Here is a 21,292-nt window from a genome sequence, read left to right on the forward strand (position 1 = left end):
ACGCATTGCGGAACGGCTAAATCGCCGACCCGTCGAAATTACCGTTCCGCCGCAGCTATTTGCGCGGCGGCGAAGACAGGCGAATGATGTTTCTGAAGGCAACGACGATGCCCAGGAACAACATCCCCAACAAACCCCAGGGCGACGTATCCGCGAACCGGTCGATCAGCCAGCCGAACAGGCCGCCACCGATCAATCCGCCCAGCAACTCGGCCAGCACGCGGTTGCCGAGCCGGTAATTGGCATCGGATTCCGGTCCGGCGTTCGTTGCGGTCCGTTTCGCTTCTGCGGCTTCGGCCCGGTCCAATCGCTCCTCGAGCGAGACCAGGCGCGAATCCTCCGAAGCTGGTTCCGGATCGCTGCCGTTCCCCGTCATTTGCGCCATCCTCCTGAAACAGAGCCGGAAACCTCCGATTCTGCCTGCGAAAAAAGGCCCGAAAATTCGGGGGACCCCTAAGGCGCGGTCCGTTTAGGAATGCCGCCCCATTAAGTCAATGCTTGTGCGCGCATGCGTTGCGCGTCTTTGTGCACCCGCACAAAAATGCCGCCGCGTTTAGGGGCGCGGCGGCATGGAGCGGCCCGCGGGCCGCCTTGGAAACCGAATTTTACAGGCAGCGCGAATCGCGCACCGGCGGGCTGGCGTCGCGCGTCAGCCAGCGGCCGTCGGGCGCCTTATATTTCTCGCCCGGCTTGGTATTCGCGATCAGGTTGCAGCCGCTGGTGAACGCGAACTGCTCCACCGTGCTCCCGGTCGCCGACGCGCGCTCGGTATAGGCGGCCTTGCGCTTGATGTTGAGATCCTGCACCAGCGCGCGGATCTCGGGCGTCGGCGAAGTCGCAAAGCCCAGATAGCCGTCGGGTTGCTCGCCGATCTGCCCCGCAGCGCGCGCCGCGGCATAGGCCGGATCACGCTGCGCCATCGCCGACGGGACCGCAAGCGACACCGCCGCAATCGCCGCGCATGCGCCAATCGCCAGTCCGGTTGCTTTTCCTATCTTCAGTCGCATCATGTTCGATCCTCGAATTAGAATATTTCGCTATTCTGCTCGATGAGCTTCTTGGCGTCGCCGTCCAGCCTGTACACAATTTCCTGCCGGATGTTGATGTTCAGGTTGATTTCGATCGGCTTGTCCGGCGTTTCGATCTGCACGCAGCCGCCAAAAAGCGCCGCGACCGTCACTAACGTCAGAGTGCGACCGGTCAGGTTCCGCCTCCTTGCTCCACTGTTGCGCTGATTCATGGCATGGGCTCGCTTTCTGTGGGCTGAACGGGGCTGTCGGCTGCGTTTTCGGCTTCTTCCTGGGCGCGCAGCAAAGTCGGCAGATTCTGTTCGATGAGCAAGGACGGGTCGTAAAACCCTTTGGCAGAGGTCAATAGCTGGCGGAAGGGCGCGGTGATCTTGACGTTGAAGACCAGCGGTATCTTCGCGACCTGTTCGGTCAGGAAATTGCGCGTCGCCCCTGCGCCCTGCCCCACGCCGCCGAAACGAATGTCGGTGACCATCTCGCCGTCGAGGTCGCCGTTGAGGATGATCGTCAGGTCGTCATATTTCAGCGAACGCAGCGCGCCGAAGGCGAAGTTGGCGATCGCGCCCAGGTTGCGGTTCGACAATTCGCCGACATAGGCGAGCGTCCCGCCACCGGCGCGCGAATCGATGCGGCCACCGACGATCCGCCCGCCCAGCCCGTCGAATTCGACCGGAAGCGTGCCGTCGAAGGTGCCGGTGGCGTTGATATTCTCGAACCCGAATTGCTGGAGGAAAACCGCCGCGTCGACGCCCACGATGTCGAAGGAGAGGCGGCGCGGCTGGTCGGCGCTGAAATCGAGCGTTGCGGGGTGCAGCACCAGCTGGCCGCCACCGAAGGGCCAGCTCCCGCCCTCGATCCGCACGCGGTTGCCGCCGAGCAGCCGATATTCGACCCGCCCGTCACGCACCGGGATGCCCGGGTTGATTTCGACGATTTCGGCAATCTGGCCGGGCGCGGAGCGGATACCGAGCAGATCCTCGAACGTCAGCGTCGTCGTCAGCCCTTTGACGGGACCGAAGGCGGCGGCAAGATCGGCGTTCGCGGTCGCAAAGGTCCCGCGGCTCGTCACGCCGTCCGGCGTCCATTCGATCCGCCCGTCGCCGACGACGGACCCGCGGACATTGGCGATGACTCCAAGCGCGAGGTTGGTGAGTTGGTCGGGCTGGAAACCTTCGTCGAAGCGCAATTCGTCGATCTTCAGATCGGCGGCCCCCGTTCCGCTTTCGAGCCGGTGGGTGATGATCGTGTCGAGGATCTTGCGCCCCGTCGCGCGCTCGTTGAACGCGGCATTCGCGTCGACGACCCCGTCGGCAAAGCGCAAATGGGCATCCGTGCTGACGAGCGGCGAAAAGCGCGCGTCGGTTTCCGCATCGGTCAGAAGCAATTCGCCGTCGAGGTCGAACGCCCCCTCCGCCCAGCGCCAGTCGCCCGCGATCTGGCTCATCAAGAGCGGAACCGCACCGATTTTGGCGCGCGCACCGCTCAGGCGTCCGGTCATGCCGTCCCGCGCCGCGGCACCGGCAACCTGCTCGGCCGCGAACAGCGTCGCACCGTCGCCCTCGCCCAGCCGCAGGTCGGCGTCGGCAAGCGTCCAGCGCATCGACGCCAGATCGATCGCCGCGCGCCCGCCGTCGAAGGCAAAGGGGGACGTGCCGCTCGTTCCGCGCAGGGCGATGGCGGGGATGTTGACTTGTCCCCGGACGCCGCCGGGTCCGGCGCTCAGCAACGGCGCCCCGCGCCGGCTGCACAGGTCGATTGCGGTGGGCGCAAGACGGAAGCCCGCGACATCGACGCGCTGGACGCTCGCGCGGCTGCACCCGCCGTCGAGCGCAACCGAACCGTCGGGCGCGAGGACACCCGCCAGCCGGAGCCGCAGCCGCTCGGCGCGACCGTCGCCCAGCGGGCCCGTCAATTCCGCCGTCGTCGCGAAATGCAAGAGCGCGTCGCGACCGCCCGAGAAGCTTATCGGAGACAGCGCAAGGCGCGCATTGTCGCTGACATAGGGTGCAATCGTCGCGGTGCCGCGCATCGTCCCGTCGGCGCGGCGGTCGAGGTCGATATTGCCATCGGGAAGGCCGCCGCCGCCGAAGGTCCAGCGACCGTTGACCAGAAAGGCGGGCCGGTCGGCCGCGAGCAAATATCCGACGCGGCTTTCGGTGCCGCCGGTAACGCGCGCGCCGCCTGGCGACGACAATTTGGGAGCAATCAGCTCGATTCGCGCCGACTTGCCCTCGCCCGCCAACGCAAAGCCGGCTTCGCCAACGGTGCCGGCAAGCATCCGCGAAACCGCAGCCACCGCCTTTTCCGCAACGGGGCCGATCGGTGTTCCGGCAAGACCGCGACCGCTTTCGGCGATCGAGCGGCGCAGCGCCGGGCTCGCGGCGGCATCGGCGAACGTCAAGCGTCCGCTCGCAGCGGGAGGCGCGCGGCCGACAAAAATCTCGGCCGTCATTTCGGCGGTACGCACGGTAAAATCGGCTCCCGCCAACCGCTCTATGTCGGCCTCGGCGTCGATCCGCGTGCGGGTGGCATCGCCTTCGAAGCTGGCAAGGACGCCGAGCCGCGACGCGGTAACACCCGCCCCCACCAGCCTTGCAATGCTCGCGTCGGCGCGTCCCTTCCAGCTCGTAAGCTGTTCAGAGAGCGACACGTCGAGCGCGATCTGGGGCCGCTCTGCGCGCAGGCCGTTGTCCGCGCAGCGCAGCGTCGACCCGCGTAGCGGCCCCTGCAGCGTGGGGCGGACGTCGCGAACGAGCAGCGCGCCGTAAAAGGTCACCTCACGCGCGGCGCAGTCCCCGACCGTCAGGTTCGGCGCGACAAGCGCGAGCCGTCCCATGAAATCGTTGCGCAGATTCCCGCTTCCGTTGAGCTGCGCGCCAACATTCCCCCACGGCGTTTCGATGCGCGCCCGCGCATCGGTCAGCGCCACCGCGATGTCGGGCAATGCGAAGGGCGTCGTGTCGTCGGGATCGCGGAAACGGTCGAGCGTGCCGAACGACAATTGCCCGTCGACGAAGCGCCCGTACAGTCGCACGCCGGTCGCTCGAATGCCCGATACATAGGGCCCCGACCAGCCGTACCCCAGCCTGACCTCAACCTGGTCGGCGGTCAGGTCGGGCCGGGCTGGGTCGCCGATAACGACGTCGGAGATTCGCTCCGACTGAAACCCGATCGAATCGATCCGATAGCGCGCGGGAACGTCGAGATTGTCGAGGTGATCGCGAATAACCTCGTCGGCGATCGGTTCGCGCGCCAGCCACGCAGCGCCCGCCAGAACGGCGACCGCGGCTCCGGTCAGCCAGCGTTTTTTGAACAGCCGCTTGCGGGGCGGCGTTGGTTGTTCTTCGTCATTCACAACCGCACCGAACCACAATCGTCCCCCAAAGGCACTAATCGACGCCGAACCAACGCGGGAATTCTCGTTTCGCTGCAGGAAATTGGCGCACAATCCACTTTCGGTTTCTATGACCGTTGAGTGAGCCCCACAAGGCGGTTATTGCCCGAGCCATGGCCGATGCGCCCGATCCTGTTCCGGACCACGCCGGCCATCGCGCGCGGCTCCGCGCGCGCCTGCTCGACGATCCCGGCGGGCTCGCCGACTATGAACTCGTCGAATATCTGCTCGCGCTTGCGATTCCGCGCCGCGATACCAAGCCGCTTGCCAAATCATTACTGCGCGAATTCGGTTCCTTTGCCCAGTTGATAAGCGCCGATCCGGAGGCGCTGCGTCGTGTCGACGGGATGGGCGACGGCGCCGTCGCCGCGCTCAAGATCGTCCAGGCATCGAGCCTGCACCTGCTGAAGAGCGAGTTTCGCGACAAGCCGCTTCTCTCCAGTTGGGATGCGCTTCTCGACTGGCTCCGCGCCGACATGGGGCCGATCGACATCGAGCGCGTGCGCATATTGTATCTCAACGCGCGCAATATGCTGATCCGCGATGAAATCGCCAGCGAAGGGTCGATCGACCAATCGGCCATCTATGTTCGCGAGGTTATCCGCCGCGCGCTCGAGCTCGGCGCAGCGGCGATCATCCTTGTCCACAATCACCCGAGCGGCAGTCCCGAACCGAGCCGTCAGGACATTGCCATCACGCGTGACATCGCCGAGGCGGCGTCGAGGCTCGGCATCACCCTCCACGACCATATCATCATCGGCGGCACCGAGTATCGCAGCTTTCGCGCGATGGGGCTTTTGTAAGCATAATGCAGCCGCCGGACGTATCCGACGGCTGCACCACCCCGTCCAGGAGCGGGAGTCAGGCGCCGCGCGCCAGAAAGCCGGTCAACTCGGTCTTGTTGACCCCGGTCGACTTGTCGGCATCGGCGGCCGCAAAGGCCTGCCCGATCCATGACTTTACGGCTTCGGATTCCGGATCGACGCCCGGCTCCGTCGCGACGCGAAGCTTTTTCATCCATGCGGCGAACTCGGTCTCGCTGAGTTCGCCATTCGCATCCGAATCGTAGGTCGGGAATTCCTGATCGACGATCTGCGCGATCTGCGCCGGCGTCGCCGCGGTGCCTTCGTTCGGCGGAGTCGAAGGCTGAGGCGCTGGCGTCGCCACAGGCGCCGACTGCGGGACCGGTTCGGTCATCGGGTCGGTAATCGGGTCGGTCTGCGTCGGCGGATCGGTCGGTTCGGGCACCGGTTGCTCTTGGGCCAGCGCCGGAAAACTCACCGCCGCCGCGCCGACGAAAAGCAATTGTTTCAGCATGTATTTTCTCCTGAGTTGGCGGCGGCATGAAAGGGGGAAATGCCGCCGCCGGGGGATAGACATTCGCGAAACTGGCGGATGAAGGGCATGGTTGCGCGGTGTCGCTGATTGGCGAAACGCATCGCCCCTGCTAGGGCGCGCCCTGTCGCGATTCCGCGCTGCAATTGCGACGAGCCGCCGAAAAGGAAGGGAAATCAATGGTTCCGCGTTACGCTCGCCCCGAAATGACCGCGATCTGGTCGGCCGAGAATCGCTACCGGATCTGGTTCGAGATCGAGGCGCATGCGACCGACGCACTCGCCGAGCTTGGGACCGTGCCAAAATCGGCGGCCAAGGCGCTGTGGGACTGGTGGGCGACCGCGCCGAAGATCGACGTCGACGCCATCGACGCGATCGAGGCCGTGACCAAGCATGACGTCATCGCCTTCCTCACCTGGGTCGCCGAAAATGTCGGCGAAGAGGCGCGCTTCATGCACCAGGGGATGACGAGTTCGGACGTACTCGACACCTGTCTTGCGGTTCAACTGGCGCAGGCGGCGGATATCTTGCTCACGGACATCGACGCGCTGCTCGCAGCGATCAAGCGCCGCGCGTACGAACATAAGCTCACCCCCACGATCGGCCGCAGCCACGGCATCCACGCGGAACCGGTCACCTTCGGGCTCAAGATGGCCGAGGCCTATGCCGAATTCGCGCGCTGCAGGGCGCGACTTGTCGCCGCGCGCGCCGAAATCGCGACCTGCGCCGTCTCGGGCGCGGTCGGAACCTTCGCCAACATCGACCCGCGCGTCGAGGCGCATGTCGCCGAAAAGCTGGGGCTGACCATCGAGCCGGTGTCGACGCAGGTCATCCCGCGCGACCGTCACGCAATGTTCTTTGCCACCCTCGGCGTCATCGCCTCGTCGATCGAGCGGCTCGCGGTCGAGGTTCGCCACCTTCAGCGCACCGAAGTTCTCGAGGCCGAGGAATATTTCTCGCCCGGCCAAAAGGGCTCGTCGGCGATGCCGCACAAGCGCAACCCGGTGCTCACCGAAAATCTCACCGGCCTTGCGCGCATGGTCCGCAGCGCCACAATCCCGGCGATGGAAAATGTCGCGCTGTGGCACGAGCGCGACATCAGCCACTCGTCGGTCGAACGCTTTATCGGCCCGGATGCGACGATCACGCTCGATTTCGCGCTCGCGCGGCTGACCGGCGTGGTCGACAAGCTGCTCGTCTATCCCGAGCGGATGCAGAAGAATCTCGACCGCATGGGCGGCCTCGTCCACTCGCAGCGTGTCCTGCTGGCGCTCACCCAGGCTGGTGCGAGCCGCGAGGACAGCTATGCGATGGTCCAGCGCAACGCGATGAAGGTCTGGGAAAGCGATGGAATGCTGTCGCTGCTCGAACTGCTCAAGGCCGATGACGACGTCACCGCGCGCCTGTCTCCCGAACGGCTGACGGAACTATTCGATCTCGAATTCCATATGAAACATGTCGACACGATATTTGCGCGCGTCTTCGAATAGCCCCGGACTGGAAACGCGCACAAAACTCGCTTAGAACGACGACAGGGATCAGCGGAGGAGCAATTAAGTGGGCATCGTGCGGACGATCATCTGGGTGCTTTTGACCGCCATCCTCGTCATCTTTGCGATGGCGAACTGGAAAGTGGTGACGGTCACGGTCTGGCCCGGATGGGAAGCCGAAACGAAGCTCCCCGTCATCATCCTCGTGACCTTTCTGATCGGCAGCATTCCGATGTGGATCGCGCTGCGCACGCAGCGCTGGTCGATGCGGCGGCGCATCGAGGCCAGCGAGCGCCAGCTCGTCGACCTGCGCGCGATGGCGAACCGACCCGCAGAGCCAGCGCCCGCGCCGCCCGTCAACGACATCCCGCCATCTCCCTTGGAAACCCGATGACCTCGCCGCTCTATCTCGCCATCGACACGCCGCATCTCGATGCCGCGCTGACGCTCGCCCAAAAGGTGCGCTATCATGTCGGCGGGCTCAAACTCGGGCTCGAATTTTTCTGCGCCAATGGCCATCATGGCGTCCACGAAATGGCGAAAATCGGCCTGCCGATCTTTCTCGACCTCAAGCTGCACGACATTCCCAACACCGTCGCCAAGGCGATCCAGGCGCTCCGCCCGCTCGAACCTGCAATCCTCACCGTTCACGCCGCCGGCGGGCGCGCGATGCTCGAAGAAGCAAAGGCGGCGGCAGGGCTCCATACAAAGGTGGTCGGCGTCACCGTGCTCACCAGCCTCGACGCTCCCGACCTCGACGACATCGGCGTCGGGGGTACGACCCACGATCAGGTCGTGCGCCTCGCGGCGCTCGCGCGCACGTCGGGTCTCGACGGCATCGTCTGCTCGGGTCAGGAGGTAAAGTCGGCGCGCAAGGCGTGGCCCGGCGGCTTCTTCGTCGTGCCGGGCGTGCGCCCCGTCAACGGCAAGGCCGGTGACCAGAAGCGCATCGTTACGCCGGCGCAGGCCATGTCCGACGGCGCGTCGATCCTCGTCGTCGGTCGCCCGATTACCCAATCGCAAGACCCCGACCTCGCCGCGCGCGAAATCGAGGCGACGCTTTAGTCCCGATCAGTTCACGATCAACGCACGCGACTGTATATTATAGCCGGCCAGCTTCATGCCATCTTTCGCCTTTACATAGACGAATGTTTCTGTGGCTTTGTCCTTATCATATGTCGTCTGCATCGTCAGTGTGACGATCGTGGTGCCGTTTGCAAAATTGACATGCCAGCTCTGCTGCTCAGATTTGCCTGCTTTGCCGAGCTTTTTCTGAACCGCGCCGAGCAATTCTTCAAACCCTACAATATCAACACTGTCCTGCATCTCGTCGGCAGAACCATAGTAAATATCGTCAAAATTTCCAGCGTTTAGCTCTCCGTGAAAGGTCTTGATCGCCTGTTGCGATTGCTCCACGCTTTTCCCGGCTTCGGCGGGCGAACAGCCCGCAACCGAAAAAGCTAAGAGAAACGCCAACATAATTCGCATATCGATCCCCTTCTTTTACCCCGATAAAAAGTCCGATGCCGCCACGCCTCGTTTGACGAGACGATTGCATGAATTGGCAGACTAAAGCAAAGGCGTTCCATGCCCCCTCTCGTCAAAATCTGCGGCCTCTCCACCCCCGAAACCGTCGATGCCGCCATCCGGCACGGCGCGACGCATATCGGCCTCGTCCATTACGAGCCGAGTCCGCGCCACGTCGACCTGGCGACCGCCGCGGCGCTCAGGAAGCGCGCCGAGGGGAAGGTCAAGGTCGCGCTGCTTCTCGTCAATGCGTCGCAGCAGCTCACCGGACAGGCGCTCGCCACGGTGCGGCCCGACATCATCCAGTTTCACGGCAGCGAGACCCCCGAATGGCTCGCGCGCGTCAGGCAACTCGTCCCTGCCGAGGTGTGGAAGGCCGTCGGGCTCAAGGATGCGGGCACGCTCGACCGCGTCGCCAGATATCAGGGCGCGGCCGATCGCATCCTGTTCGACGCGCCCGCGCAGGCCTTGCCGGGCGGGACGGGCACGCGCTTCGACTGGTCGCTGCTCCGCGGCCATCGCCACGCGATCGACTGGGGAATCGCGGGGGGGCTGACACCCGACAACATCGGGCAGGCAATCGCAGAGACGGGCGCGCCGCTCGTCGACGTGTCGTCGGGCGTCGAGAGCGCACCGGGCATCAAGGATATGGACAAGATGGCGGCATTCCTTAAAGCGGTCGCATCATGCTGACGCACCCGCCCTTCGTCGTGCGCATCGGGAGCCGATGGCGCTAATCGCACGAGACACCCTCGCCTGCGATCCAGCCAATTTGCCCGACGGAAAAATATGATGACCGATACCAGCACGCTTCCCAACTCGCTCCGCACGCAACCCGATGCGCGCGGCCATTTCGGCGATTTCGGCGGCCGCTATGTCGCCGAAACGCTGATGCCGCTGATCCTCGACCTCGAGCGCGAATATCGCGCGGCGCAGAAAGACAATGAGTTTCGCGCCGAATTCGACCGGCTGCTCAAACATTATGTCGGGCGCCCCAGCCCGCTCTGGCTCGCCGAGCGGCTGACCGAAGAGCTGGGCGGTGCGAAAATCTATCTGAAGCGCGAGGATCTGAACCACACGGGCGCACACAAGATAAACAATTGCATCGGCCAGATCCTGCTCGCGCGGCGCATGGGCAAGACCAGGATCATCGCCGAGACCGGCGCCGGCCAGCACGGCGTCGCGACCGCGACCGTCGCGGCGCTCTTCGGCTTGCCGTGCACCATCTTCATGGGCGCGGTCGACGTCGCGCGGCAACAGCCCAATGTGTTTCGCATGAAGCTGCTCGGCGCCGAAGTCGTCGCGGTGGAAAGCGGTGCCAAGACGCTGAAGGATGCGATGAACGAGGCGCTGCGCCACTGGGTCGCGAACGTCCACGATACCTTCTACATCATCGGCACCGTCGCGGGGCCGCACCCCTATCCCGAACTTGTCCGCGATTTCCAGTCGGTGATCGGTACCGAGGCGCGCGCGCAAATCCTCGAAGCCGAAGGACGCCTGCCCGACATGCTCATCGCGCCGGTGGGCGGCGGATCGAACGCCATCGGCCTGTTCCACCCTTTCCTCGACGACGAAGGCGTCGAGATCGTCGGTGTCGAAGCCGCGGGCGAAGGGCTCGACGGCAAACACGCCGCCAGCCTCGCGGGCGGCAAGCCCGGTATCCTCCACGGCAACAAGACCTATCTCCTGCAGGACGAGGACGGCCAGATCACCGAGGCGCACAGCATCTCGGCGGGGCTCGACTATCCCGGCATCGGCCCCGAGCACAGCTGGCTCCACGACATCGGCCGCGTCCGCTACGAACCCGTCACCGACGCCGAGGCGCTCGCGAGCTTCCAGAAGCTCACCAAGCTCGAAGGCATCATTCCCGCGCTGGAGTCCGCCCACGCCATCGCCGCCGCCGAACGCATCGCGCCAACAATGAGCAAGGACAAGATCATCATCGTCAACTGCTCGGGCCGCGGGGATAAGGACATCTTCACTGTCGCCGAGGCGTTGGGGGTGAGATTGTGATTCGCGCGTTAGTAAAATGGGGCGTGGTGATCGCGCTTGCGCTTTTTGGGGTCTGGGTAGAGCGATCACTTCCCGACCTGCTTCCTGACCGCCTTGATCGATATCTTATGCTGGTCATAGTCATTGTCGCCGTCCAGTTTTTCCTTCTTCCGAAGTTCGACCGCCTGTGGCCCAATCGTAAAGAAGGATGGAGCGAATGACCCGCTTCGCCACCACCTTTGCCAACCCCCACTCCGCGCTCATCGCCTTCATCACCGCGGGCGACGGCGACACCGCCGCGAATCTCGACGCGCTCGTCGCGGGGGGCGCCGATGTGATCGAGCTTGGCATGCCCTTCACCGACCCGATGGCCGACGGCCCCGCGATCCAGCAGGCGAATTTGCGCAGTCTGGCCAAGGGTACGACGACAGCGGACATATTTGCCATGGCCGCCGCATTCCGCCAGCGCCACCCCGACACCCCGCTCGTCCTGATGGGCTATGCCAATCCGATGACGATCCGCGGCGGCGACTGGTTCGCCGCCGAATGCGCGCGTGCCGGCATCGACGGAGTCATCTGCGTCGACGTTCCTGCCGAGGAAGATCCCGAACTCGGCCCCGCGCTTCGCGCTGCGGGCATCGACCTGATCCGCCTCGCCACCCCGACGACCGACACCGCGCGCCTGCCCGCCGTGCTCGATGGCGCAGGCGGTTTCCTCTATTATGTCTCGGTCGCGGGGATCACCGGCCAGCAACAGGCCGCGCAGGCCAGCATCGACGAAGCCGTCGCGCGCCTCAAGGCCGCGACCGACCTGCCCGTCGCGGTCGGCTTCGGCGTGCGCACCCCCGATCAAGCCGCGCAGATTGCGCGCGTTGCCGACGGCGTCGTCGTAGGATCGGCCTTTATCGACATCATTGCCGAGCACGGCGACGCCGCGGCGCCGCATGTCGAGGCTTTCACCCGCACCCTCGCCGATGCTATCCACGGCGCAAAGGAGATCGCCGCATGAGCTGGCTCGACCGCGTTCGCAACGCCCTGCCCTTTGGCGCCAAGCGCGACAGCGCCGACAACCTCTGGCACAAATGCCGCCAGTGCCAGCAGATGGTGTTCGTCAAGGAATGGGAAGATAATCTCAACGTCTGCCCGCGCTGCGAGCATCATGATCGCATCGGCGCGAAGGAGCGTTTCGCGCAGCTGTTCGACGGCGGTATCCACGAACTATTGCCCGCGCCCGCGGCGCCCGAAGACCCGCTGAAGTTCCGCGATACCAAGAAATATGTCGACCGTATCAAGGCGGCGCGCGCGCAGACCGGCGACCGCGATGCCTATCAGAATGCCTTCGGGCGCATCGACGGCAAACCCGCGGTGATCGGCGTGCAGGATTTCGCCTTCATGGGGGGGTCGATGGGTGTTGCCGTCGGCGAAGCCTTTGTCGCGGGGGTCGAACAGGCGATCAAGCGCGGCTGCCCCTATATCGCGATCACGGCCGCGGGTGGTGCGCGGATGCAGGAAGGCACGCTGTCGCTGATGCAGATGCCGCGCGCGACCGTCGCGCTCCAGCGCCTGCGCCGCGCGGGCCTGCCCTATATCGTACTGCTCACCGATCCCACGACCGGCGGCGTGACGGCAAGCTATGCGATGCTGGGCGACATTCAGATCAGCGAACCCAAGGCGCTGATCGGCTTCGCCGGCCAGCGTGTGATCGAGAATACGATCCGCGAAAAGCTGCCCGAAGGCTTCCAGCGCGCCGAATATCTGCTCGAGCACGGGATGATCGACATGGTCGTCGCGCGCAAGGACCTGCCAGCGACGCTCGGCCGCCTGATCGGTTATCTGGCGCCCGAAAAGGCGGCCTGACTTTCCCGTATCGTCATTGCGAGGAGCGAAGCGACGCGGCAATCCCCCGTTATCGTCATCGAGACGCCGAAAGCTGGAGATTGCTTCGCTCCGCTCGCAATGACGAGCCGATTGTAAGGCGCCACCCGCAATGCCCGACCACGCGCACAGCTCCGACCCTGCCGTCCAGGCCCAGCTCGACCGCCTCGCCGCGCTGTCGCCGGGGCGCGACATATTGGGGCTCGAACGCATCGCTGCACTGTGCCGCCGCCTCGGCAACCCGCAGGACAAGCTCCCGCGTACCTTCCATGTCGCCGGGACGAACGGCAAGGGCTCGACCTGCGCCTATCTCCGCGCCATCCTCGAAGCCGACGGGCGCCGCGTCCATTGCTATACCAGCCCGCACCTCGTGCGCTTCAACGAGCGTATCCGCCTCGCCGGCGCGCTCATCGACGATGCGCAGCTGGCGGCGTTGCTCGCAGAGGTGCTCGACGTGTCGGACGATCTCGGCGCCAGCTTTTTCGAGGTTACGACGGCCGCGGCCTTCCTGGCGTTCTCACGCGTCCCGGCGGATGATTGCGTGATCGAAGTCGGGTTGGGCGGCCGCCTCGACGCAACGAACATCATTCCAGCGCCTGCCGTCTGCGGCATCGCGTCGCTTGGCATCGACCACGAAGCCTTTTTGCTCGCTCCCGAGGCCGGGACGCCGGCGGACGCGGCCGAGCGCATCGCATGGGAAAAGGCGGGGATCGTCAAGCCTGGTTCAAAGCTCGCGTCGCTCGGCTATTCGCCCGCGGTCATGGACGTCGTGGCGGGTCGCGCCGCCGCGGCGGGCGCCGGGCATTTTGCGGAGGGTCGCGACTGGTCCGTCGAATGCGCGGAGGCAGGATTCCATTGGCGATCGGCGCGCGGCGACGTCGAACCTTTGCTGACATCGCGCATGGCGGGCGAGCATCAGATGCGCAACGCGGGCCTTGCCATTGCGATGCTCCACCTCGCCGATCCGCGCCCGTCTTCCAACGCCATCGTGCAAGGGATCGCTGTCGCCCATTGGCCTGCACGTTTACAACTGCTCAACTCGGGACCGCTGAGCGAGCTTGCCCCCGTTGGCACCGAGATCTGGCTCGACGGCGCACATAACGCCGACGCAGGCATACAGATTGCCGCGCATCTCCGAAACGACCCGCGCCGCATCCATTTGATTGCGGGCATGCTGGCGAACAAACATCCCGAAGCCATTATGGCGCCGCTCGCCGACCGCCTCGCGTCGATCAATATCGTCCCCGTGCCCGGTCACGAACATCACGACGCCAGCGCGTTTGGCCCCGCCGCACGGCAGGCCGCAAGCGTCGAAGAGGCGCTCGCCGGCCTCGCGGTCGATCCCGCGCGCGAAATCGTGCTGATCGCGGGGTCGCTCTATCTGGCGGGCATTGTCCTTGCCGCGAACGGCGAGTTGCCAGCCTAGGGGCGTGACCTCAGGTCTTGACCGGCTTTGGTCGACCTTCCTCGGGATGCACAAGTTCGTGGCCGTCATCTTCGGTGCTCGGCTGGCGAACGGATTCGACGACGAACCCCTTGCGCCACAGGATCCAGAGAAGGAGCATGCCGGGGATCGCGATTGCCACCGTGACGATCCAGAAACCGATCCAGCCGAGCCCTTCGGCGAGGAAGCCTCCGGGGGTTGCCAGCCACGTCCGCCCAACCGCTGCGAACGACGACAGGAGCGCGAATTGCGTGGCCGTGTAAGCAAGGCTCGACAGGCCGGAGAGATAGGTGACAAAGACGGTCAGCCCGATCCCGCTCGTGAAATTCTCGGTCCCCACCGCAATCGCTAGCATCAGCGGCGAATGGCCGACCGCAGCGAGGACCGCGAACAGCAGATTGCTGAACATCATCAGCAGGCCCGAAACGAGCAAGGCGCGGCCCATTCCCAGCCATGCGATGAAGGGCGCGCCGCACGCTGATCCGACGATCAGCGCGACAAAGCCGACTCCCTTGTTGATCGCGACAAATTCGGTGTCGCTGAAACCGAGTTCGACGATCATCGGGTTCAGCATGCCCTGCCCCATCGCATCGCCGACCTTGTAAACAAGCACAAAGAGCAGGATCAGCACCGCCCCGTTGCGCCCGAGAAATTCGCGGAAGGGATTGACGACCGTGTCCTGTAGCCACGCCCCGAAGCCGCTCGCGAGCGCCTTGGCCCGCGTCGGGTCGAAACGCCCCGTTCCGGCATAAAGCGCGCCGAACAGCGCGGGCAGAACGGCCAGCGCGGTAAAGCCATAGGCGGCCGCCCAGCCGAGATTGAACCCCTCTGGCGACGCGAGGGCGATCGTCCCGACCCCGGCGATCAGATTGCCGGTTCGATAGCCGAACTGGTTCATGGCAGTACCGTGCGGCAATTCTGCATCGGAGAGGATTTCGATGCGATAGGCGTCGATCACGATATCCTGCGTCGCCGACAGGAAAGCGACGGCAATCGCCCAGAAGGCAAAGGGAGCAAGATTGTCGTTCGTCGGATTGCTCGTTCCGAGTTGCCAGATCGCAACGACGAGAAGCGCCTGGATGAAGAACAACCAACCCCGCCTCTGCCCGAAAATCCGCGTCAGGAACGGCAAAGGCAAGCGGTCGACGAGCGGCGCCCACAGGAATTTGAGCGTGTAAGGCGTGGTGAGACCGATCGCGAAACCGATGGTCGACTTTTCGATTCCGACCTTCGACAGCCAAAAGGTCATCGTTCCGAGCAGCAGGGTCAGCGGGAAGCCGCTCGAAATGCCGAGCAGGAAGGCCACGATCGGCATGGGTTTGCGATAGGGTGCAAAACTCGGGATAACGAAAGCGAGGCCGATGACCAACAGGATAACGGCCACCAGCACCGCCGTGTCGAGCCCAAGCTGCATAAGGTTCCTCCCCTGCCCGCACATCGCGGCATCCAGGGATATTGGCCTAATGCTTCGTCGATAAATTGGAAGCGACTAAATCGCGATCCGCCCCTTACGGGACGCACCTTGTCGCGTCACGCGGCTTCGGGCCGCCGGAACATGCGAAAGCCGCTGACCTTGCGCGGCGCCTCGTTTTTGCAGATCGTCGACTCGATCGCGCGCAGGGCGCCGATCAACGCCGAAGGGCCGTGGGGTTTCCCAAGGAAGGCGTCGGCGATATCGGCGGCATCGTCGGGGCATTGGCCCGTTACCAGCAGTACGGCCATCCCGCGATCGCGCGCCAGCCGGGCGACCTCGCGTCCCGTCATATGTCCGGCAAGGCCCAGGTCGAGCACCAGCGCGTCAATCTGTTCCGACGCGATGATCGCCACCGCCGCCTCGCCCGAATCGACTGACGCGACGACCTGATAGCCGCTGTGCTTCAGCGTCCGCTCGTTGTCGAACGCGACCAGCGGGTCATCCTCGATGACCAGCAGCCGCTTGATGCAGGACGGGCGAGACGCGAAGAGCATGAATACTCCCTTTGAAACCGCCATGACCCGCTCTTCCCCTTCCTGCAATATCGCTTCTGCTTGCCATCGACGAAGCGACAGTTTTCCGGCTATGAGCGTGGTCACAACGCAACACTTCCTTTTCCAAAAACGACAAGAAAGCCGCATCCGTTCCGATGACGACCCGCCGCCCGCCAAGAAACACGCCCGACCGCGAAGCCCCAAAAGGCCGCCGCGCCGCGCGCGCTTCGCAATCGCCGCGCAAAGCTGCGCCAACCGAACATGAGGAAGGACCGCAACGCATCGCCAAGTTGCTGGCCCGCGCCGGCGTCGGTTCGCGCCGCGATGTCGAGCGAATGATCGAGGAAGGCCGTATCGCACTTCATGGTGAGATCATTTCGCAGCCCGCGCCGCTCCTTGCGACTACGGAAGGCCTGACAGTCGATGGCAATCCCGTCGCCAAGCCCGTTTCGACGCGCCTTTACCGCTTTCACAAGCCCGCAGGATGCCTGACTGCGGCGCGCGATCCGAAAGGGCGCAAGACGATCTATGACCTTTTGCCCAAGGACCTGCCGCGGCTGATGCCCGTGGGTCGGCTCGACTATAATACCGAGGGGCTGTTGCTGCTCACCAACGACGGCGAATTCAAACGCCAGCTCGAATTGCCCGCGAGCGGGGTCGAGCGCACCTATCGGGCACGCGCCTTTGGCGACATCAGCCAGGCGCAGCTCGAAGAATTGATGCTCGGCGTCGAGATCGACGGCATCCGTTATGGCAAGATCGACGCCAACCTGGAGCGCCGCACCGGGCGCAACCAGTGGATCGAGTTGACGCTGACCGAAGGCAAGAACCGCGAGGTCCGCCGCGTGCTCGAACATCTGGGGCTGCAGGTCAGCCGCCTGATCCGCACGCGCTATGGCGAATTCCTGCTCGACGGACTCGATACCGGCGCAGTCGAGGTTGTTCCGCGCGACGCGCTTTTCCAGTTTCGCCGCCGTCTCGACAAATGAGGGTGATCGCTGGCGAATGGCGCGGCCGCAAACTGCTCGCGCCCAGAAACGAGGCGACCCGCCCGACCGCCGACCGGACGCGCGAAACGCTTTTTTCGATGCTGACAAGCCGGCTCGGCAGCTTCGAAGGCTTGGCCGTCGCCGACCTCTTCGCCGGATCGGGGGCGCTTGGCATCGAGGCGCTGTCGCGCGGCGCAGCGCTTTGCCTGTTTGCCGAGCAGGACCGCGACGCGCTCGATGCGCTGCGCAAGAATATCGCTGCGCTGGGGGCCGCGACGCGTGCCGAGGTGCGCGCCGGCTCGGTCCTCGCTCTGGGTCCCGCACCGCGCGCCTTCGACCTGCTCCTGCTCGACGCGCCATATGCCACCGGCGCGGGCAGCGTCGCGCTCGACAAGCTTGGACGCCTCGGCTGGATCGCGCCCGACAGTTGGGTGTCGATCGAGACGGGCGAGCGCGAAAAGGTCGACGTCGCAGGGTATGAAATCGACGCCGAGCGCAAGGTCGGCAAGGCAAAGCTCACACTCTTGCGACCCGCCGCATAATCGCGGCGACGCACTGGACAGCCCTCCCCGCGTTCCCTAATCGTTCGCGCGTGACCGATACCCCGTCCCCCCTGCCCGACGCATCCGACCCGCCCTATCTCGCCGGCCTCAACGGGCCGCAGCGGCAGGCGGTGCTGACGACCGAGGGACCGGTGCTGATGCTCGCGGGCGCCGGGACGGGCAAGACCGCCGCGCTCACCGCGCGGCTCGGGCACATCATCGCGACGCGGCGCGCCTGGCCGTCGGAAATTCTTGCGGTCACCTTCACCAACAAGGCGGCGCGCGAGATGCGCGAACGCATCGGGCGGATGATCGGCGATGCGGTCGAGGGGATGCCCTGGCTTGGCACCTTTCACAGCATCGCGGCGAAAATGCTCCGTCGCCACGCCGAACTCGTCGGGCTCCAGAGCAATTTCACCATCCTCGACACCGACGACCAGTTGCGCGTGCTCAAGCAGCTCATTCAGGCCGAAGGGCTCGACGAAAAGCGCTGGCCCGCGCGCCAGCTTGCGGGACTGATCGACCGGTGGAAGAACCGCGGCCTCACCCCCGCCGACCTCGATGCCGCCGACAGGGAAGCCTATGCCGACGGCAAGGGACAGCATTTCTACGCGCTCTATCAGGCGCGGCTGAAGACGCTCAACGCCTGCGACTTCGGCGACCTCTTGCTCCACATGCTCGTCATCCTGAAAACGCACCGCGACGTGCTCGAACAATATCAGCAACGCTTCAAATATATCCTCGTCGACGAATATCAGGACACCAATGCGAGCCAGTATCTCTGGCTCCGCCTGCTCGCGCAGGCACACAAGAATATCTGCTGCGTCGGTGACGACGACCAGTCGATCTATTCGTGGCGCGGCGCGGAGGTTGCCAATATCCTTCGCTTCGAAAAGGATTTCCCGGGCGCGACGGTGATCCGGCTCGAACAAAATTATCGCTCGACGCCGCAAATCCTCGCTGCCGCATCGGCATTGATCGCGCAGAACTCGGACCGGCTCGGCAAGACGCTGTGGACCGACCTTGACCCCGGCGACAAGCTGCGCGTCGTCGGCGTATGGGACGGACCCGAAGAAGCGCGGCGGATCGGCGAAGAGCTGGAGGATTTGCAACGCCAGCGCATCTCGCTCGACCGCGCCGCAATCCTTGTGCGCGCGCAATTCCAGACGCGCGAGTTCGAAGACCGCTTTATCGCGATCGGAATGCCCTATCGCATCGTCGGTGGCTATCGCTTCTACGAGCGCGCCGAAATCCGCGACGCGCTCGCTTATCTGCGCCTCGTTCAGTCGAGCGCCGACGACCTTGCGTTCGAACGCATCGTCAATGTCCCGAAGCGGGGCCTCGGCGACAAGGCGCTCGCACGCATCCACCAGTTCGCGCGCATCGAACGCGCGCCGCTCTTCCACGCCGCGTCAAGGATCACCGAGACCGACGAACTCACGCCGCAAGCGCGGCGCAGCCTTTCCGGCTTCGTCGCGCAGATGCGTGGCTGGCAGGCGAAGGCGGGCGAACTGTCGCACCCCGAGCTGACCCAGCTTATCCTCGACGAATCGGGCTATACGGCGATGCTGCAGGCCGATCGCAGCGCCGAGGCCGCGGGGCGGCTCGAGAACCTCTCCGAACTCGTTCGGGCGATGGAGGAATATGATTCGCTCGAAGCGTTCCTCGAGCATGTCAGCCTCGTCATGGACCGCGACAATGACGATCAGTCGGAAACCGTGACGATCATGACGATCCACGCCGCCAAGGGCCTCGAATTCGACCATGTATTCCTCGCCGGGTGGGAAGACGGCGTGTTTCCGTCACAGCGCGCGATGGACGAAGGCGGCACCGCCAGCCTCGAGGAAGAACGCCGCCTCGCCTATGTCGCGATCACGCGCGCGCGCCGCCGCGCGAGCATCTATCATGCTGCCAACCGTCGCATCTATGGCCAGTGGATGAGCAGCATTCCCAGCCGCTTCATCGGCGAAATTCCGCCCGAACATGTCGAAAGCCAGAACAGCTTCGGCGGCGGACAAAGCCTGTGGCGCGCCAACTGGTCGGCGCAGGGCGATCCCTTCGCACATGTCGCCGAACGCCAGCCTTCGCGGACGATGACCCGCGGACCCGCGTGGCAGCGCGCCGTGGCGCAATCCTCGACGATCACCCGCGCCCCCGCGCCCAGCGAAAAAGGCCCCGCGGCATCCGTTGGCGCCAGGCCGCGCGCCGATCTGGCGATCGGGATGCGCGTGTTTCATGAAAAATTCGGCTATGGGGCAATTGCCGACATCGACGGCAACAAGCTGGAGGTCGAGTTCGAACAGGCCGGCACGAAGCGCGTCCTCGACGGCTTCGTCCAGCCCGCCTGATCGTGTCGTAACGGCACGCTATTGCCTGTCCGGAAAAGGGTCGCTGGTGGAGCCGAGGGGAATCGAACCCCTGACCTCTGCAGTGCGATTGCAGCGCTCTCCCATCTGAGCTACGGCCCCGCGACGGCGGCGTCTTAACGATCCCGCTTGACAGTGGCAACGGCTTTTCTGACCAAAGAGCCGGTTACGCGTTGAAACATGGGAATGGGGGGTTCCGATGGCGAAGGCATGGCATTTGGTGAGTCGTCCGCAGGGCTTGCCGACGATGGATAATTTCGCGCTGCGCGATTTGCCCGACCAGCCGCTTGAAGCGAACCAGCTTCGCGTGCGCAATCGCTGGCTGTCGGTCGATCCCTATATGCGTGGCCGGATGAACGACGCGAAAAGCTACGCTGCCAGTTTCCAGCTCGGTGAGCCGATGACCGGCGGCGCGATCGGCGAGGTGGTCGAAAGCCGGATGGACGGCTTCGCGCCCGGCGACCTCATCCTCCACATGGGCGGCTGGCGCGATGGCGGTGTCATCGGGCTCGACCTGATGCCCAACAAACTGCCAAGGCAGCTTCTCGACGCGGGCATGCCGCCTCAGACTTTCCTGCACAACATGGGACTCACGGGCGGCACCGCGTGGATAGGATTGCTCCGAGTCGCCGCCGCCAAGCCGGGCGAAACGGTTTTCGTGTCGGCGGCCGCGGGTGCGGTGGGGTCGGCGGTCGTCCAGATTGCGAAGGCGCGCGAAATGACGGTCATCGGCTCGGCGGGCGGAGCCGAGAAATGCGCGTGGGTCGCCGACATCGGTGCCGACGCCGCGGTCGATTACAAGGCCGGTCCGGTCCTGCCCCAACTTGCCGCCGCCCTCGAAGGCCTCGGAAAGCCCGGCATCGACGTCTATTTCGACAATGTCGGCGGCGAGCATTTGGACGCGGCGTTCGCGGTCGCCAACGATTTCGCGCGCTTTGCGATCTGCGGGATGATCGACGTCTATAACGACGGACATCCGCAGGAGATGAAATATCTGATCCGCACCATCCCGGCGCGCATCCGTATGGAAGGCTTTATCTACACCGATCAGTTTTTCGACTGCATGGAGGAATTCTATGCCGACATGGGCGCGTTGATCGCCAGCGGCGCGGTCACGATCCGCGAGACGGTCCATGATGGCATCGACGCCGCGCCGGAGGCATTCCTCGGCCTGTTTGCGGGCGAAAACATTGGAAAGATGCTGGTCCGGATCTAGGCGGGGCCTCGCGTGAAACGCCCTTGAAGCGACCGAAACGACGGACGGATGCGTCGAATATATAAGTGTCGCTGCCGGAGGGGCGATTGGCGCGACTTCGCCGTCGCTCCACCACGCCTTGCGGGC

22 protein-coding genes and 1 tRNA gene are annotated in these 21,292 nt (G+C 64.7%); 14 read left to right on the forward strand and 9 right to left on the reverse strand.

Going from position 1 to position 21,292, the window contains the following annotated elements:
* Nucleotides 1-55 precede the first annotated feature (55 nt).
* The 4 genes from H7692_RS01890 to H7692_RS01905 all read right to left on the reverse strand — a co-directional run bounded on the left by H7692_RS01890 (nt 56) and on the right by H7692_RS01905 (nt 4,383).
* Nucleotides 56-376 carry an AtpZ/AtpI family protein gene (locus tag H7692_RS01890; RefSeq protein WP_201925371.1) on the reverse strand — a complete coding sequence of 107 codons (321 nt, stop codon included), beginning with the start codon at nt 374-376 and terminating at the stop codon, nt 56-58.
* A 229-nt stretch (nt 377-605) separates the two neighbouring features.
* Nucleotides 606-1,010 carry a YdbL family protein gene (locus tag H7692_RS01895; protein ID WP_201925373.1) on the reverse strand — a complete coding sequence of 135 codons (405 nt, stop codon included), beginning with the start codon at nt 1,008-1,010 and terminating at the stop codon, nt 606-608.
* A gap of 14 nt (nt 1,011-1,024) precedes the next feature.
* Nucleotides 1,025-1,240, reverse strand: a complete 216-nt coding sequence (locus tag H7692_RS01900) for a YnbE family lipoprotein (protein WP_201925375.1) — start codon at nt 1,238-1,240, stop codon at nt 1,025-1,027.
* Nucleotides 1,237-4,383, reverse strand: a complete 3,147-nt coding sequence (locus H7692_RS01905; protein ID WP_227339678.1) for a YdbH domain-containing protein — start codon at nt 4,381-4,383, stop codon at nt 1,237-1,239. Before H7692_RS01905 ends, H7692_RS01900 begins: the two co-directional genes overlap by 4 nt.
* A 152-nt stretch (nt 4,384-4,535) precedes the next feature.
* On the opposite strand from H7692_RS01905, the gene radC reads away from it, so the two are divergent.
* Nucleotides 4,536-5,225, forward strand: a complete 690-nt coding sequence (radC, locus tag H7692_RS01910) for a RadC family protein (protein ID WP_222136132.1) — start codon at nt 4,536-4,538, stop codon at nt 5,223-5,225.
* Between the two features lie 58 nt (nt 5,226-5,283).
* On the opposite strand, the gene H7692_RS01915 is transcribed toward radC, so the two are convergent.
* The gene (locus H7692_RS01915; RefSeq protein ID WP_201925379.1) at nt 5,284-5,739 is read right to left on the reverse strand and encodes a calcium-binding protein; all 456 of its coding nucleotides are present in this window, start codon (nt 5,737-5,739) and stop codon (nt 5,284-5,286) included.
* A 197-nt stretch (nt 5,740-5,936) separates the two neighbouring features.
* Here H7692_RS01915 and purB point away from each other — a divergent pair, with 197 nt between their 5' ends.
* The 3 genes from purB (at nt 5,937) to pyrF (ending at nt 8,312) form a co-directional block, all read left to right on the forward strand.
* Nucleotides 5,937-7,247 (forward strand): adenylosuccinate lyase, encoded by a 1,311-nt coding sequence (gene purB / locus H7692_RS01920; protein ID WP_222136131.1) that lies wholly within the window; start codon nt 5,937-5,939, stop codon nt 7,245-7,247.
* Nucleotides 7,248-7,314: 67 nt separating this feature from the next.
* Nucleotides 7,315-7,641 (forward strand): lipopolysaccharide assembly protein LapA domain-containing protein, encoded by a 327-nt coding sequence (locus H7692_RS01925; RefSeq protein ID WP_227339679.1) that lies wholly within the window; start codon nt 7,315-7,317, stop codon nt 7,639-7,641.
* The gene (pyrF, locus tag H7692_RS01930; RefSeq protein WP_201925382.1) at nt 7,638-8,312 is read left to right on the forward strand and encodes an orotidine-5'-phosphate decarboxylase; all 675 of its coding nucleotides are present in this window, start codon (nt 7,638-7,640) and stop codon (nt 8,310-8,312) included. Before H7692_RS01925 ends, pyrF begins: the two co-directional genes overlap by 4 nt.
* A gap of 6 nt (nt 8,313-8,318) precedes the next feature.
* Here the strand turns inward: pyrF and H7692_RS01935 are convergent, their stop codons facing one another.
* Complete coding sequence (locus tag H7692_RS01935; protein WP_227339680.1) at nt 8,319-8,735, reverse strand: hypothetical protein; 417 nt, start codon at nt 8,733-8,735, stop codon at nt 8,319-8,321.
* A gap of 99 nt (nt 8,736-8,834) precedes the next feature.
* Between H7692_RS01935 and H7692_RS01940 the strand changes: the two genes are divergently transcribed.
* The 6 genes from H7692_RS01940 (at nt 8,835) to H7692_RS01965 (ending at nt 14,067) form a co-directional block, all read left to right on the forward strand.
* Nucleotides 8,835-9,467: a phosphoribosylanthranilate isomerase gene (locus H7692_RS01940; protein WP_227339681.1), complete on the forward strand. Its 633-nt coding sequence runs from the start codon at nt 8,835-8,837 to the stop codon at nt 9,465-9,467.
* Between the two features lie 99 nt (nt 9,468-9,566).
* Nucleotides 9,567-10,787: a tryptophan synthase subunit beta gene (gene trpB / locus H7692_RS01945; RefSeq protein ID WP_227339682.1), complete on the forward strand. Its 1,221-nt coding sequence runs from the start codon at nt 9,567-9,569 to the stop codon at nt 10,785-10,787.
* Between the two features lie 23 nt (nt 10,788-10,810).
* Nucleotides 10,811-10,987 carry a hypothetical protein gene (locus tag H7692_RS01950; RefSeq protein ID WP_227339683.1) on the forward strand — a complete coding sequence of 59 codons (177 nt, stop codon included), beginning with the start codon at nt 10,811-10,813 and terminating at the stop codon, nt 10,985-10,987.
* Nucleotides 10,984-11,775, forward strand: a complete 792-nt coding sequence (gene trpA / locus H7692_RS01955; RefSeq protein ID WP_227339684.1) for a tryptophan synthase subunit alpha — start codon at nt 10,984-10,986, stop codon at nt 11,773-11,775. The genes H7692_RS01950 and trpA overlap by 4 nt, the downstream gene beginning before the upstream one ends.
* On the forward strand, nt 11,772-12,623 hold the full coding sequence (gene accD / locus H7692_RS01960) for an acetyl-CoA carboxylase, carboxyltransferase subunit beta (protein WP_201925392.1): 852 nt from the start codon (nt 11,772-11,774) through the stop codon (nt 12,621-12,623). Before trpA ends, accD begins: the two co-directional genes overlap by 4 nt.
* A 130-nt stretch (nt 12,624-12,753) precedes the next feature.
* Complete coding sequence (locus tag H7692_RS01965; protein ID WP_227339685.1) at nt 12,754-14,067, forward strand: bifunctional folylpolyglutamate synthase/dihydrofolate synthase; 1,314 nt, start codon at nt 12,754-12,756, stop codon at nt 14,065-14,067.
* 10 nt (nt 14,068-14,077) lie between these two features.
* Here H7692_RS01965 and H7692_RS01970 read toward each other — a convergent pair whose 3' ends face one another.
* Nucleotides 14,078-15,499 carry an AmpG family muropeptide MFS transporter gene (locus H7692_RS01970; protein ID WP_227339686.1) on the reverse strand — a complete coding sequence of 474 codons (1,422 nt, stop codon included), beginning with the start codon at nt 15,497-15,499 and terminating at the stop codon, nt 14,078-14,080.
* Nucleotides 15,500-15,615: 116 nt separating this feature from the next.
* Nucleotides 15,616-16,053, reverse strand: a complete 438-nt coding sequence (locus tag H7692_RS01975; protein ID WP_201925399.1) for a response regulator — start codon at nt 16,051-16,053, stop codon at nt 15,616-15,618.
* Nucleotides 16,054-16,208: 155 nt separating this feature from the next.
* Here H7692_RS01975 and H7692_RS01980 point away from each other — a divergent pair, with 155 nt between their 5' ends.
* From H7692_RS01980 to H7692_RS01990, 3 genes are read left to right on the forward strand one after another with little or no spacing between them, the layout of a single operon-like run.
* Entirely contained in the window at nt 16,209-17,042 is an 834-nt protein-coding gene (locus H7692_RS01980; protein WP_227339687.1) for a pseudouridine synthase, read from the forward strand.
* Nucleotides 17,039-17,584, forward strand: coding sequence for a 16S rRNA (guanine(966)-N(2))-methyltransferase RsmD (rsmD, locus tag H7692_RS01985; RefSeq protein WP_201925403.1), 546 nt, complete (start codon nt 17,039-17,041; stop codon nt 17,582-17,584). The genes H7692_RS01980 and rsmD overlap by 4 nt, the downstream gene beginning before the upstream one ends.
* Before the next feature lie 50 nt (nt 17,585-17,634).
* Nucleotides 17,635-19,932, forward strand: coding sequence for an ATP-dependent helicase (locus H7692_RS01990; RefSeq protein ID WP_222136124.1), 2,298 nt, complete (start codon nt 17,635-17,637; stop codon nt 19,930-19,932).
* A gap of 44 nt (nt 19,933-19,976) precedes the next feature.
* Here H7692_RS01990 and H7692_RS01995 read toward each other — a convergent pair.
* Nucleotides 19,977-20,052, reverse strand: a tRNA-Ala gene (locus H7692_RS01995).
* 97 nt (nt 20,053-20,149) lie between these two features.
* On the opposite strand from H7692_RS01995, the gene H7692_RS02000 reads away from it, so the two are divergent.
* Complete coding sequence (locus H7692_RS02000; RefSeq protein WP_222136123.1) at nt 20,150-21,166, forward strand: NADP-dependent oxidoreductase; 1,017 nt, start codon at nt 20,150-20,152, stop codon at nt 21,164-21,166.
* Nucleotides 21,167-21,292 lie beyond the last annotated feature (126 nt).

It is taken from the genome of Sphingopyxis sp. P8 (assembly GCF_020622175.1).
Classification (GTDB): Bacteria; Pseudomonadota; Alphaproteobacteria; order Sphingomonadales; family Sphingomonadaceae; genus Sphingopyxis; species Sphingopyxis jiangsuensis.